Source organism: Algicella marina, from assembly GCF_009931615.1.
Classification (GTDB): Bacteria; Pseudomonadota; Alphaproteobacteria; order Rhodobacterales; family Rhodobacteraceae; genus Algicella; species Algicella marina.
Genome location: NZ_CP046620.1, coordinates 2,606,110 through 2,619,465 on the forward strand (window position 1 = coordinate 2,606,110; position 13,356 = coordinate 2,619,465).

Genomic DNA, 13,356 nt, shown 5'->3' on the forward strand with positions numbered 1-13,356 from the left:
TAAGACGGAGGTTCAGGGCGATTGCCGTCGGTTTGCACAGCGCTCCTTTAAGATCACCGCGAATGCGCTAGGATGACAGCAAACAACAGGGATCGGGCAGATGATATTTTCACGGCGACATTTCGGGCTTGGTATTTCAAGCGTGATGCTGACAGCGTGCGGAGGCGGCGGGAGAAACATAGCTACGAGACGACCATCGACGGCGACCGGCCTGCCACCGGAGATGCGACCAACAGCCAATGCCGGTTACGATGCATGGGTAGCCGCCTTCCGGCCACGCGCCCGCAGTCAGGGTATCAGCGACACAACGTTGAACGCAGGCTTCCGCAATGCCGGGTTTTTGCCGGGCGTGATCGACCGGGATCGCAACCAGACGGAATTCAAGCGCACTTTGGAGGATTATCTGTCCATCGCCGCCTCGGACGAGCGCGTTGCCAAGGGGCGAGCGGCATTCGCGCGGCATCGTGGGACGTTAACTGCACTCGAAAGCCGTTACGGCGTGGATGCCGAAATTATTGCGGCTATCTGGGGGCTAGAAAGTTTCTTCGGAGAGCGGCGCGGCGACATCCCCGTCATTTCCGCCACTTCCACGCTTGCCTACGAAGGACGGCGCGGTGCGTTCTTTGAGCAGCAACTCATTGCGGCGCTGCGAATCCTGCAAAGCGGTGACATCTCGGCAGAAAGGATGGTCGGAAGCTGGGCTGGTGCGATGGGGCATACGCAATTCATCCCAACTTCTTACCAGCAGTTCGCCGTCGACTTCACCGGTGATGGCCGGCGCGACATCTGGTCCGAAGACCCCAGTGATGCATTGGCGTCCACTGCCGCCTACCTTGCCCGCAACGGTTGGACACGCGGCGTACGCTGGGGCGGAGAGGTCGTGTCCGGCAGCGGCACAGGCACCGTTATCCAGCCGCAGCCAGGCGGGCCACGGTTTGCAGTCACCGGCAACTTCCGGGCAATAAAGCGCTACAACAACTCAGATTCCTACGCCATTGGCGTAGGCCACCTCGCTGACAGGATCAGTGGTGCCGGCCCGTTACGGGGCAGTTTCCCGCCGGATGAATTCGGGCTGACGAAGGACGACCGCATTGCCCTTCAGCGTGGTCTGACAGCCCGTGGCTTCGATACCGGCGGGGCTGATGGCGTGATCGGGCCGAACACCCGCACCGCCATCAGTGCCTATCAAGCCAGCCGTGGGATGGCAGCCACCGGGGAACCCTCTTTGACGCTATTGCGCAGCATGGGCTGAAACTTCGTCTCGGGCCGTATCTGACTTGGCGCCAGGTTCCTCGCTCCGTCGGCCAAACATGCGGGCAATGACGACGAAGAACAATGGCACGAAAAGAACACCCAGCACGGTGGCGGAAATCGTGCCGCCCAGCACCCCTGAGCCAATGGCCGTACGGCCGCCCGAACCCGCCCCGGTGCTCAGTACGAGTGGAAGAACACCCAGCGAGAAGGCCATCGACGTCATTATGATGGGACGGAACCGCTGGCGGGCGGCATCCGTGGCCGCATCGAATACGGAAAGACCAGCCTCCCGACGCTCCCGTGCGAACTCGACGATCAGGATCGCGTTCTTTCCCGTCAGGCCGATAACGGTCAACAAGCCGACCTGGAAGAACACGCCATTCTCGAATCCTCCCAGCCATGCACCGACGAGTGCGCCCAACACACCGATGGGCATGGCCAGCATGACTGCGAAGGGTATTGACCAGCTTTCATAGAGTGCTGCCAGCGACAAAAACACGGCAGCCAGAGATAATGCGTAAAGCAGCGGCGCCTGATTGCCGGATTCCTGTTCTTCCAGCGAGAGGCCCGTCCATGCGACCTGAAAGCCTGGAGGCAACTGAGCCGCCAGCCGCTCGACCTCCGCGATCGCTTCCCCTGTACTGACACCGGGTGCGGGCGAGCCCTGAATCTGCATTGCCGGCACACCATCATACCGGTTCACGCCTTGCGGTCCGAACCGCCAATTTCCCTCCGCGAAGTTCGAAAAGGGGACGAGACCGCCGCTGGCGTTGCGTACACGCCACTTTTGGATATCCGAAGGCGTGGAACGTGAGGCAGGGTCACCCTGCACGTACACGCGTTTGATCCGCCCCCGGTCAATGAAATCATTCACGTACCGTCCGGCCCAGGCGATTGTCAGCAGATTGCCAACATCGGTGGCGGACACGCCCATCGCACCGGCCTTGCGCCAGTCGATATCAAGGTTGAACTGGGCTGCATCTTCCAGTCCGCTCGGCCTTGCCGATGCGATCAGAGGGCTTTGGGCCGCCATTCCCAGCAACTGATTTCGCGCCGCGAGCAATTCCTCATGTGTCTGGCCATTGCGTGCCTGCAGGTAGAAGTCGAAACCGGACACGTTGCCAAGTTCGATCACCGATGGCGGAACAATGGGGAAGACCATCGCGTCGCGTATCTGGCTGAGGCCCCCGAAAGCCCTGCCCGCAAGCGCCTGCACGCTCTGACCGGGTTCCGTGCGTTCTTCCCAGTCCTTCAGCCGCACGAAGACCAGCCCCATATTCTGGCCCTGACCGGCGAAACTGAAACCGACCACGCCAAACACCGCTTCAACGACATCACTTTCATTATCGAGGTAATAGTCCTCGACCTGCTTCACCGCTTCCAACGTTCGGTCCGCAGTGGCGCCCGTTGGTGCCTGCACCAGTGTGAAGAGAATGCCCTGATCCTCCGCAGGCAGAAAGCCCTGCGGTGTACGCTGGAACAGCATCACCATTCCCGCGATGATTGCGACGAAGACGATCCCTAAGCGCAACGGCCGCCGCACGATCCAGCCGACGCTGCCGCCATAGCCGCGAGTCAGCCCATCGAAGCCGCGGTTGAACAGACCGAAGAGTCCACGCTTTCGACCGTGCGTTGGCGTCTTTAGCAGGGTGGCGCAGAGAGCCGGTGTCAGCGTCAGGGCAACCAGTACGGAAAGGCCCATAGCCGAGATGATTGTTATCGAGAACTGCTGATAAATCACGCCAGTCGAGCCGCCGAAGAAGGCCATGGGCACGAACACCGCCGACAGCACCACGGCGATGCCTATCAGAGCGCCGGTGATCTGGTCCATCGACTTGCGCGTCGCCTCCAGCGGGCTCAGGCCTTCCTGTTCCATGATTCTCTCGACGTTCTCGACAACGACGATTGCGTCATCGACGAGCAGGCCGATGGCCAGCACCATCGCCAGCATTGTCAAAGTGTTGATCGAAAATCCGGCTGCGGCCAGTACGCCGAACGTGCCTAACAACACCACCGGCACAGCCAGTGTGGGAATAAGTGTCGCCCGCAGGTTCTGGAGAAAGAGGAACATCACGAAGAACACCAGCACGATCGCTTCGACCAGCGTCTTCACCACTTCTTCAATGGAGATGGCAACGAAGGGAGTGGTGTCATAGGGGATTTCGTACTGCACACCCTGGGGGAAAAACTCCGCGTACTCGTCCAGCATGGATTTGACGGCAGAGGCAGTATCCAGTGCGTTCGCACCAGGCGCCAGACTGATCGCCATGCCTGATGCGGGTGATCGGTCATAACGGGAGATTGTGGCGTAACTTTCCGCGCCAACTTCAACCTTTGCGACATCGTTTAGCAAAACCAGTCCACCGTCCGTCTCGGCCCGGAGGACGATCTGTCGGAAATCCTCCGGAGAGGTCAGCAATGATTGCGCGGTGATCGTGGCGTTGAGTTGCTGGCCATCGACGGCCGGCCGTGTACCAAAGGCGCCGGCGGATATCTGCGCGTTTTCCTCCGCCACCGCCGCAACCACGTCGGCCGGGGTCAATTCGAAAGCCGCGAGCTTGGACGGATCGAGCCAGATGCGCATCGCATATTGCCCGCCGAAGACCTGAACGTTGCCGACACCGTCGATCCGGCTGATCTCATTCACGAGGTTGCTAATCAGGTAGTCAGAAAGATCGGTTGCATCATAGCTGCCGTCCTCTGAGATCAGAGAGACGACCATCAGGAACCCGGAAGAGGATTTCTGTACTGTGACGCCCTGACGCTGCACGGCTTCCGGCAGCAGAGCTGTTGCCTGGCTCAACTTGTTCTGAACCTGAACCTGCGCGATATCCGGGTCGGTGCCAGTCTCGAAGGTCAGCGTTATGGAAGCCGAGCCGGAGGATGTGGAACTGGACGAGATGTAGCGAAGGCCGTCCAACCCGGTCATCTGTTGTTCGATCACCTGCGTCACGGTATTGGCCACGGTCTCTGCCGACGCTCCCGGATAGGTGGCCCGTACGCTCACCGTCGGCGGGGCGATCTGCGGGTACTGGGCCACCGGCAAGGACAGGATCGAAAGAAGGCCAATGCCCATTATCAGGATTGAGACAACCCAGGCAAAGATTGGACGGTCAATGAAAAAGCGTGCCATGCGGAGTCACTCCAATCGTGCGGGCTTGGTCGAACTGCTAATCAGGTTTCGGAGCTGGAGCCTTAGTCGGCAACCGGCTGTTCTTGCTGGGCATCGGAGGCAGCTGACTGAGCCCGTTCCTCCGGCGCGACCGTCGCACCTGGGGCTGTCTTCTGAACACCTTCCACGATGATACGGTCGCCACTTTCCAAGCCTTCGGTGACGATCCAGTTGGCACCATAGTCACGTGCAACTTCCAGCGTCCGGGCCTCGACGACGTTGTCGCCGTTGACAACCATCGCGGTCGGCAGGCCACGCCGATCACGGCTGATCGCTTCTTGAGGCACGAGGAATGCATCGGTGGCAATGCCGGTCGGCATTTCAACCTGAACATACATTCCCGGCAGCAACAGCTTGTCGGGGTTTGCAAACTCCATCCGCAAGACGACGACGCCAGTCTGCTCATCAACATCTGGTTCCGCCGCAGTCAAGGTGCCTGTCTGGTCAAAAATACTGCCGTCAGCCAGTGTCAGTTCGACCTCAAGATCAGCCTTACTCAATCTGTTTGCCGTATTGCCGCGTTTCCACGCAAGCAATTCCGCCGCCGACTGCGTGACATCCACGTAGACAGGGTCAATGTTACGGATCACGGCCAGAGGTTCCGCCTGGCTGGCAGTAACCAATGCACCTCGGCTGGTCAGCGCCCGACCGATCTCTCCAGACAAGCGGGCGCGGATCTGCGTGCGGTCCAATTCCAGTTCGGCCGACTTCAGCTGTGCCTCCGCCAGTTGCAGGCTGGCTTCGGCTCCGTCACGCTCCGCCATTGCGGCATCATAACTCTGGTCGCTGGAGACACTGCGCGAAAGCAATTCTTCCTGCCTGCGAGCCTCCTTCGCCGCTGCATCGAAGCTGGCCTGCGCAATGGCCACTGTGGCTCGCGCCTGCGCTACCGAGGCCTCATAGCTGGCCGGATCAATGGTAAAGAGAACATCGCCCGCTTCGACGTAACCACCTTCGGTGAACAACCGCTCGGTGATTATACCCGCAACCTGTGGGCGCACCTCTGCCTCGGCCGAGGAAACTACACGGCCGGGCAGTGTGGAGGTCAGGGTGACGTTCTGCGGCTGAACGGTTACCACCGTCACGGCGGCCGGAGGCTGACCCTGTTGCTGGGCATCAACCGGCATGGCTATGCCTATCGCTACCATTACTAATGATACAAAGCGAAAGCGTTTTGAAAATCGATGCATAGGTTTCTTCCCGTCTTGAAGATTTTGCACCGAGAAAGGCGCAACTGGTTAGCTAGGGTTTGGCAGATCGCTTTAGAAGAGTGCGGTAACAGATTTTTGCTGCAACGCAACATCGTGAAGGCCACATGCCAATAATCTGAACATTATGCTATCCGGCATTGCTTTGCTCCGCACTTGGCAACATGGATTGGCCGACAGGTGGACCGCTGACGACATCGTGCCTTGGTTCCACTTCGCCAACGTGTGGGGTCCGGCGATATGCAGCATAGGAGATGCACGCAACAACGCCCATAAGCGGGATGAGGATACCCATGGCAATGACTGCATCGCCGAACAATGCGCCCAGGGATCCGACAACGAGACCCGAACCCATTTGCAAGAAGCCCATCATCGATGCGGCCGCCCCTGCATCCCGACCGAAGGGTGCAAGACCCGCCGTTGACATGGCCGGCATCACAAAGGCAATTCCGAAGGCATAGATCGCAACCGGAACCATTACGTGGAGAAAACTTGGCGGCCAGAAAAGCAACGTTGTGGTGCCGATGCTGCCAGCCGCGATAAATAGCAGGCCCACTGGCACCAGCCTGTAAGCCCCGAATCGCGACATCAGCCCCCGCACGACCAGCGAGCCCGCAAAGAAACAGCCAGATTGCATGAGCATCCCGAGACCGAATTGTCCGGGGGTCAGTCCGACCCTGTCCATTAGGATGAACGGCAGGAACGTCGCCTGCGCATAGAGTGCGCCAATTGCACCGGCCATCACCATCGATGTGGACACGAAATGCCGGTGGCCCAGCAGCATCACATAGACTTTGCCCAAGGCCTTCAGGTTCAATCTGCGCCTGTCCGGAACCACGGTCTCGCGCATCGCAATAATGGTGACGCCGATAACGACCAGACCAAACAGCACCATGACGACAAATATCGATCGCCAGCCGAAGAACACCAGCATGAATCCGCCCAGGGTAGGGGCAAAGGCTGGGCCTAGCGCCAGGATGATACCGATGAGGTTCATGATCCGGGATGAACGCTCATCCGTGAAGAGGTCACGCACCAGGGCGCGAGAAATGGCGATGCCGGCGGAGGCACCGACGCCCTGCGCAAAACGTGCAAACATCAGCACATGCACGGTGGGTGAAGCCAGTGCAACGATACTCGCGATGCAATAGATCGTCATAAACGCGATCGTCACGCGGCGCCGTCCCAGCGCGTCGGAGAGCGGACCGGCAATCAACTGCGCGACAGCGAACCCACCGAAATAGAGTGTAAGTGTCAATTTTATTACGGATTCCGAAGAGCCGAATGCACGGGCAAGCTCCGGCATGGCTGGTGTATACAGCGCCATGGAAACCGGCCCGATTGCCGTCAGCAACGCGCCGATAAGGCTCACCCGCCGCTCGCTCATCAGCGGCGCTGCACTGCTCGTTCGATTGCTCATTTCCCGTCCTTTGCCTCGTTCGGCTGGGCCTGGCAACGCATCGTATCCAGGTTCTTCCGTACCTTGCGGGCGGTCTCGCGGAACCGTTCCCATTCTTCCTTCGGAATTCCTTTAGCCGCGCCTGCGTCGATCTGGTTGCCTATGACAGCAATGTCGGTCAGAACCGCATCGGCCGCGGGCAGAAGTTCCAGCACTTTCGCCCGCCGGTCGTCGGACGCCACCTCGCGCACGACCAGTCCCGCGTTCTCCAGACGGTCTATCAGTACGCTCAGGCTCATCGGAGCGATGCCGAGTTCTGCAGCCAGTTGATGCTGACGCAACGCCGGAAAACGTGCCAGCATGAAAAGCACACGTGCTTCCGCTGCCGTGACAGATATATCCGCCCGGTCGAAACTGCGTTCAAAGATAAATCGGAACCTGCGGCCGACTTCCGCAAACAGCAGGCCGACAGAATCCTGATCCAGCTTCCGATCCATTCGGCAGCACCATCCATATAGTAAGTTAGACTTAATATATGCGCCATATACGAGGCCTGGCACGGTCGTCAACTCGCGAAACGGTGAGGATCTCGGACGACTTCCATTGGAAAGAGTGGCGGATCTCGCTCGCAACTTACTGATTAGTCAATATTTTTATCCACTCTCGAGATGTTCGAAAGGCGTTTTGGGATTGTTTCGCAGCCGCAAACAGACAATTGATGCGCCGCAACAATTAACGATGCACAGCGTTTCGCGCCTATAGAGAGCATTCAAGTAAACTCAGCGAACCTCCCTTGCCTGACAAATATTTTTCACCTAGCCTGAGCAAACGCAGGGGAGTCCCGCCAAGGGGACTGAGAGGCAGACAGGGCAATAGCCCGGTGACGCGACCCTTTGAACCTGACCCAGTTGATACTGGCGTAGGAAGCTAGGGTTCTACCGGCACAATGCCGCAACGAATCCGACAGGCAGACCGTTGCTGCCGATGCGTCCTCTCCACACTCATCTGGTGTCTTTTTGAGACTTGAGCTTGAGGAGCGCCAACATGAACTTTCCCAATCCGAAGATAACCACGGGCGAATTGCCCGCTTCCCGCAAGATTTACGTGCAGGGGAGCATTTATCCTGAAATCCGCGTTCCGATGCGCGAGATCAGGACACACCCTTCCGCCGGAGAACTTCCCCTGCCCGTCTATGACAGTTCCGGCCCCTATACGGACCCGGATGTCGAAAACGACATCTCCAAAGGTCTCGCACCATTGCGTCGCGACTGGATCGAAGCGCGAGGCGATGTCGAAAGCTACGAAGGCCGATCCGTCCGGCCTGAGGACAACGGCTTTGTGAAAGGTGAGCGCCTTGTACCGGAATTTCCGCTTCGGCCGCGTCCGATGAGGGCGCGCGGCGACAGGGCCGTGACCCAACTGGCGTATGCCCGTGCCGGCATCATAACGCCGGAAATGGAGTTCGTAGCGATTCGCGAGAACCAGTTGCATGAGGCGGCCGACACCTCGCGCGACGGCAACGACTGGGGCGCAAGCGTTCCCGACCGCGTAACGCCGGAGTTCGTCCGGAGTGAGGTGGCTGCAGGCCGTGCGATCATTCCGGCCAATATCAACCATCCGGAAAGCGAACCGATGATCATCGGTCGCAATTTTCTGGTGAAGATCAATGCCAATATGGGCACCTCTGCCGTCACATCATCGATGGAAGAGGAGGTGGACAAGCTGGTCTGGGCCACACGTTGGGGGGCGGATACAGTGATGGACCTGTCCACAGGACGAAACATCCACAACACCCGCGAATGGATCATCCGCAACAGTCCAGTGCCCATCGGCACAGTGCCGATCTACCAGGCCTTGGAGAAGGTGGGAGGCGTGGCAGAGGATCTGACGTGGGAGGTGTTCCGCGACACGCTGATCGAACAGGCAGAACAGGGCGTGGATTACTTTACCATCCACGCCGGCGTCCGCCTCCACATGGTGCCAATGACAGTCAATCGTGTCACCGGTATCGTCAGCCGCGGCGGCTCGATCATGGCGAAGTGGTGCCTGCACCATCACAAGGAAAGTTTCCTCTACACACATTTCGCGGAAATCTGCGACATCTGTCGTGCCTATGACGTGAGCTTCTCTTTGGGTGACGGACTGCGCCCCGGATCCATTGCCGATGCCAACGACCAAGCCCAGTTCGCGGAACTCGAAACACTTGGCGAACTCACAAAGATTGCCTGGGCAAAAGATTGTCAGGTGATGATTGAGGGGCCCGGCCATGTCGCGATGCACAAGATCAAGGAGAACATGGACAAGCAATTGGAATGCTGCCACGAGGCACCGTTCTACACACTAGGTCCCCTAACCACCGACATCGCACCCGGTTATGACCATATCACCTCCGGCATCGGTGCGGCCATGATCGGCTGGTACGGTTGTGCAATGCTCTGCTACGTCACCCCGAAGGAACACCTCGGTCTGCCAGACAGGGACGATGTGAAGACCGGCGTGATAACCTACAAGATCGCCGCCCATGCGGCGGACCTGGCCAAAGGCCTTCCAGGGGCGCAGCGTCGGGACGATGCCCTCAGTCGAGCCCGGTTTGAGTTCAGGTGGGAAGATCAGTTCAATCTCTCGCTCGATCCCGAAACCGCCCGTGATTTTCATGATCAGACACTGCCGAAAGAGGCTCACAAGGTGGCCCATTTCTGCTCAATGTGCGGACCCAAGTTCTGTTCAATGCGCATCTCGCATGACATCCGCGCCGAGGCTCAGAAAGAAGGGATGGAAGCAATGGCGGCGCGATTCCGGGAGGCAGGCGAAATCTACCTTCCAGCGGAAGACGCCTCCGCTGACCGCACGGAATGAGCCGCGCGATCCACATTGCCGGTGCGGGGCTTTCGGGCCTTGCATGCGGCTACGAACTGGCCAGGCATGGCCGAAAGGTTGTGATCCACGAGCGGACTGATGCCCCCGGTGCCGGAAGTGTCGCTCGTTTCGCCGGCGGCATGCTGGCTCCATGGTGCGAGCGCGAAAGCGCCGAAGATGCTGTCGTCAAACTTGGCACAAGGGCGGCCGACTGGTGGGCAGACATCACTACCGTGACACGTCGTGGCACGCTCGTGTTGGCGGCACCGCGCGATCAGACCGAACTGAGACGTTTTGCCCGTCGCACACGGATGCACCGCAGTCTTACAGGTGAGGAAATCGCGGAGCTGGAGCCGGATCTTGCCGGCCGGTTCGCGCAGGGATTGTTTTTTGCAGAAGAGGCGCATCTCGATCCACGCCGCGCTCTCTCTGATCTCGCCGACGCTTTAATGGGTTTGGGCGGTGAAATTGTTTTCGGCAGCGAAGCGCCGACGGACGTCGACATCAACTGCACCGCCCTCGCCTCCGGTCTGCCCGGGCTGCGCCCGGTGCGCGGCGAGATGGCCATTCTCGATTGTCCCGGGGTGAACATTACCCGTGTAGTTCGCCTGCTGCACCCGCGCATCCCACTGTATATGGTTCCTCGAGGCAAAGGCATCTACATGATCGGTGCCACGATGATCGAGAGCGGATCGACCCGTCCGGCCACGCTGAGATCCCTGTCGGAGATGTTTTCCGCCGCTTTTACAATTCACCCTGGCCTTGCCGAGGCAGCCGTTATCGAAACCGGTGCCGGCCTGAGGCCGGCTTTTTCCGACAACCTGCCTCGCATAGTCCGTCAGGGTCGTACCCTGCACCTCAACGGTCTCTACCGTCACGGCTTCCTTCTCGCCCCCGCCATGGCGGCTCGAATGGCCGACAACTTTCTTTCGGAGAAAAATCATGAAGATCACGGTGAACGGCGAACCGCATGACGTCACGGCTTCGGTTCTGATCGACGTTCTCGATGAATTGGGCTTCCGCAACCAGGCCATCGCCACTGCCCTGAATGGCGGGTTCGTACCCAAGCAGGATCGCGGAGCCGCACGGCTTAAAGCGGGTGATCAACTCGAAATTCTCGCACCCATGCAGGGAGGTTGAGATGGAAGTCTACGGCACAGAACTTGCCTCACGCCTCTTTCTGGGAACTGCCCAGTACCCCTCTCCAACTGTTCTGGAAAACGCAATCAAGGCAAGCGGCTCCGATCTTGTCACCGTATCACTACGCCGTGAAACCGCCGAAGGCAGCGGCGCGCATTTCTGGCAATCCATTCAGTCATCGGGTGTGCGCGTCCTTCCCAATACAGCAGGCTGCCACAGTGTCGGCGAAGCCGTTACAACTGCCAAATTGGCCCGGGATTTGTTTGGAACGTCCTGGATCAAGTTGGAAGTCATCGGCCACGCCGACACCCTGCAGCCGGATGTCTTCGGTCTCGTCGAAGCTGCCCGCATCCTTGTTCAGGAAGGCTTTCAGGTTTTTCCCTACACCACCGAAGATCTGATCGTCGGCGAGAAACTGGTCGAAGCCGGCTGCGAGGTGCTTATGCCATGGGGAGCGCCGATCGGTTCCGGTCAAGGGCTGCGCAATTCGGACGCACTCCGTGCCATGCGGGCTCACTTTCCCGGCCTTCCGTTGGTCGTCGATGCGGGAATTGGCCGCCCCTCGCACGCGGCTCAGGCGATGGAGCTAGGTATGGATGCCGTTCTGCTGAACACGGCAGTGGCAAAGGCGGGCGATCCGGCGGCGATGGCCCGGGCGATGGCATTAGCCGTCGAAGCCGGCCGCACCGCGTACAAGGCGGACCCGATGGAAAGCCGCGACATGGCGATACCATCCACCCCGACACTTGGGATGGCAGTACTGACATGATGGAACGGTTCTATCTCATTGTCGGCGACGTTGGCCGACTGGAGCTGCTGGTGCCAATGGGGGTAAGACTTGTGCAACTGCGGATCAAGGACCGCCCCGAGACCGACGTTCGCTATCAGATCGCCAGGGCACGCGATGTGTGCGCAGTCCATGGTGCCCAACTCGTCGTCAATGACTACTGGCAAATCGCGATCGATCTGCACTGCGATTACGTCCACTTGGGCCAGGAAGACATGGATAACGCCGATTTCCCGGCCCTGCGTCGGGCAGGCATTCGCTTTGGCCTGTCGACCCATGACGAGGCGGAGCTGGATCGGGCGCTTGAGCAGGACCCGGCCTATGTCGCACTCGGCCCTGTCTATCCCACACTGCTAAAGAAGATGAAGTGGGGGGCTCAAGGCCTGGATCGCGTGGCCGAATGGAAACGTCGCGTGGGCAAAACGCCGCTGGTCGCGATTGGCGGGCTGACGCCGGAAAGAGCATCTGCCGTCTTTACGGCTGGAGCGGACAGTGTCGCAGTCGTCACTGATATCCAACAGGCCAGTGACCCCGGAAAACGGATCGACGAATGGTTGAAGGTTTGCGAGTCATGAGCCGCTATGCCCGCCAGATGAAGCTGCCTGAAGTGGGCAGTGAAGGCCAGGCCAGGCTCTGTCGGTCGCATGTCGCCGTCGTAGGCGCCGGCGGCCTTGGTTGTCCTGTATTGCAATACCTCGCCGGTGCCGGTGTCGGACAGATAACGCTGCTGGATCCCGACATCGTGGAAGAGAGCAATCTGCACCGCCAGCCACTCTACCGGATGGACGACATCGGCCGAGCCAAGGCAGACGTGGCTGCTGATTTCGTACGCTCCACCAACCCCGACGTGATGATAACGGCTCTTGCGCAACCTCTCGGTCCCACGGCGGCGCCGCAGCTTGCCACCGATGCGGATGTCGTCATCGATGCCGCAGACAGCTTCGCGGTAACGTATATCCTGTCCGATGCCTGCAGGGCCACGGGCACGCCACTCGTATCAGCCAGCGTTTTGGGGCAGTCCGGTTATGTCGGCGGCTTTTGTGGCGATGCTCCCTCGGTGCGAGCCTTATTCCCCGAATTGCCGGCTAAAGCCGGAAACTGCAGCACCGACGGTGTGTTGGGCCCAGTCGTGGGAACGATCGGTGCGTTGCAGGCACAAATGACAATTCACATACTGCTGGGCCTGAAAAGCACGGTGCTTGGCCGCATCGTAACACTTGACCTCGCCGGCTATCGCTTTGGGGGGTTCACCTTTCGTGGGACGCCAGAGCCGGAAAACAGTATTCCGTTTATCGCAGCCGCGATGCTAACGGCGGAGGATTTGGTCATCGAGCTCCGCTCAGCGACCGAAGCCCCGGAACCGTTCAGCCCCACTGCCATCCGCATTGCGCCCGAGACCGTGGTCGATCTACCCCCGTCAGCTTCCCGGCGAACTGTTCTGTGCTGCGCTTCCGGCCTGCGTGCCTCCCGGGCTGCGTCTGCACTCGCTTTGTCAGGCCACGAACACCTGGCGTTGATTGCCTCGTCTGCCTCGGCCTGA

Annotated in this window: 11 protein-coding genes; 7 read left to right on the top strand and 4 right to left on the bottom strand. The window is 59.6% G+C overall.

Annotated elements, in window-relative coordinates:
- Nucleotides 1-100 precede the first annotated feature (100 nt).
- Entirely contained in the window at nucleotides 101-1,252 is a 1,152-nt protein-coding gene (locus GO499_RS12940; protein ID WP_161862571.1) for a lytic murein transglycosylase, read from the top strand.
- Here GO499_RS12940 and GO499_RS12945 read toward each other — a convergent pair.
- The 4 genes from GO499_RS12945 to GO499_RS12960 form a co-directional block, all read right to left on the bottom strand.
- Nucleotides 1,232-4,387, bottom strand: a complete 3,156-nt coding sequence (locus tag GO499_RS12945) for an efflux RND transporter permease subunit (protein WP_161862572.1) — start codon at nucleotides 4,385-4,387, stop codon at nucleotides 1,232-1,234. The genes GO499_RS12940 and GO499_RS12945 overlap by 21 nt on opposite strands.
- Nucleotides 4,388-4,449: 62 nt before the next feature.
- Nucleotides 4,450-5,553 (bottom strand): efflux RND transporter periplasmic adaptor subunit, encoded by a 1,104-nt coding sequence (locus GO499_RS12950; RefSeq protein WP_348520777.1) that lies wholly within the window; start codon nucleotides 5,551-5,553, stop codon nucleotides 4,450-4,452.
- A gap of 211 nt (nucleotides 5,554-5,764) precedes the next feature.
- Entirely contained in the window at nucleotides 5,765-7,054 is a 1,290-nt protein-coding gene (locus GO499_RS12955) for a multidrug effflux MFS transporter (RefSeq protein WP_284154726.1), read from the bottom strand.
- A complete protein-coding gene (locus tag GO499_RS12960) occupies nucleotides 7,051-7,530 on the bottom strand; it encodes a MarR family winged helix-turn-helix transcriptional regulator (RefSeq protein ID WP_161862574.1) in 480 nt (159 codons plus the stop codon). The genes GO499_RS12955 and GO499_RS12960 overlap by 4 nt, the downstream gene beginning before the upstream one ends.
- A gap of 547 nt (nucleotides 7,531-8,077) precedes the next feature.
- On the opposite strand from GO499_RS12960, the gene thiC reads away from it, so the two are divergent.
- The 6 genes from thiC to GO499_RS12990 are packed head-to-tail and all read left to right on the top strand — an operon-like array spanning nucleotide 8,078 to nucleotide 13,356.
- A complete protein-coding gene (gene thiC / locus GO499_RS12965) occupies nucleotides 8,078-9,889 on the top strand; it encodes a phosphomethylpyrimidine synthase ThiC (RefSeq protein ID WP_161862575.1) in 1,812 nt (603 codons plus the stop codon).
- Complete coding sequence (locus GO499_RS12970) at nucleotides 9,886-10,863, top strand: FAD-dependent oxidoreductase (protein ID WP_161862576.1); 978 nt, start codon at nucleotides 9,886-9,888, stop codon at nucleotides 10,861-10,863. Before thiC ends, GO499_RS12970 begins: the two co-directional genes overlap by 4 nt.
- Nucleotides 10,832-11,029 (top strand): sulfur carrier protein ThiS, encoded by a 198-nt coding sequence (gene thiS / locus GO499_RS12975; protein WP_161862577.1) that lies wholly within the window; start codon nucleotides 10,832-10,834, stop codon nucleotides 11,027-11,029. Before GO499_RS12970 ends, thiS begins: the two co-directional genes overlap by 32 nt.
- Before the next feature lies 1 nt (nucleotide 11,030).
- Nucleotides 11,031-11,798, top strand: coding sequence for a thiazole synthase (locus GO499_RS12980; RefSeq protein WP_161862578.1), 768 nt, complete (start codon nucleotides 11,031-11,033; stop codon nucleotides 11,796-11,798).
- The gene (locus tag GO499_RS12985) at nucleotides 11,798-12,391 is read left to right on the top strand and encodes a thiamine phosphate synthase (protein WP_161863975.1); all 594 of its coding nucleotides are present in this window, start codon (nucleotides 11,798-11,800) and stop codon (nucleotides 12,389-12,391) included. Before GO499_RS12980 ends, GO499_RS12985 begins: the two co-directional genes overlap by 1 nt.
- Nucleotides 12,388-13,356: a HesA/MoeB/ThiF family protein gene (locus tag GO499_RS12990; RefSeq protein WP_161862579.1), complete on the top strand. Its 969-nt coding sequence runs from the start codon at nucleotides 12,388-12,390 to the stop codon at nucleotides 13,354-13,356. The genes GO499_RS12985 and GO499_RS12990 overlap by 4 nt, the downstream gene beginning before the upstream one ends.

Coding starts and splice junctions, on each gene's coding strand:
- GO499_RS12940 (WP_161862571.1), top strand. CDS start 101: ATGATATTTTCACGGCGACATTTCGGGCTTGGTATTTCAAGCGTGATG.
- GO499_RS12945 (WP_161862572.1), bottom strand. CDS start 4,387: ATGGCACGCTTTTTCATTGACCGTCCAATCTTTGCCTGGGTTGTCTCA.
- GO499_RS12950 (WP_348520777.1), bottom strand. CDS start 5,553: ATGCCGGTTGATGCCCAGCAACAGGGTCAGCCTCCGGCCGCCGTGACG.
- GO499_RS12955 (WP_284154726.1), bottom strand. CDS start 7,054: ATGAGCAATCGAACGAGCAGTGCAGCGCCGCTGATGAGCGAGCGGCGG.
- GO499_RS12960 (WP_161862574.1), bottom strand. CDS start 7,530: ATGGATCGGAAGCTGGATCAGGATTCTGTCGGCCTGCTGTTTGCGGAA.
- thiC (WP_161862575.1), top strand. CDS start 8,078: ATGAACTTTCCCAATCCGAAGATAACCACGGGCGAATTGCCCGCTTCC.
- GO499_RS12970 (WP_161862576.1), top strand. CDS start 9,886: ATGAGCCGCGCGATCCACATTGCCGGTGCGGGGCTTTCGGGCCTTGCA.
- thiS (WP_161862577.1), top strand. CDS start 10,832: ATGAAGATCACGGTGAACGGCGAACCGCATGACGTCACGGCTTCGGTT.
- GO499_RS12980 (WP_161862578.1), top strand. CDS start 11,031: ATGGAAGTCTACGGCACAGAACTTGCCTCACGCCTCTTTCTGGGAACT.
- GO499_RS12985 (WP_161863975.1), top strand. CDS start 11,798: ATGGAACGGTTCTATCTCATTGTCGGCGACGTTGGCCGACTGGAGCTG.
- GO499_RS12990 (WP_161862579.1), top strand. CDS start 12,388: ATGAGCCGCTATGCCCGCCAGATGAAGCTGCCTGAAGTGGGCAGTGAA.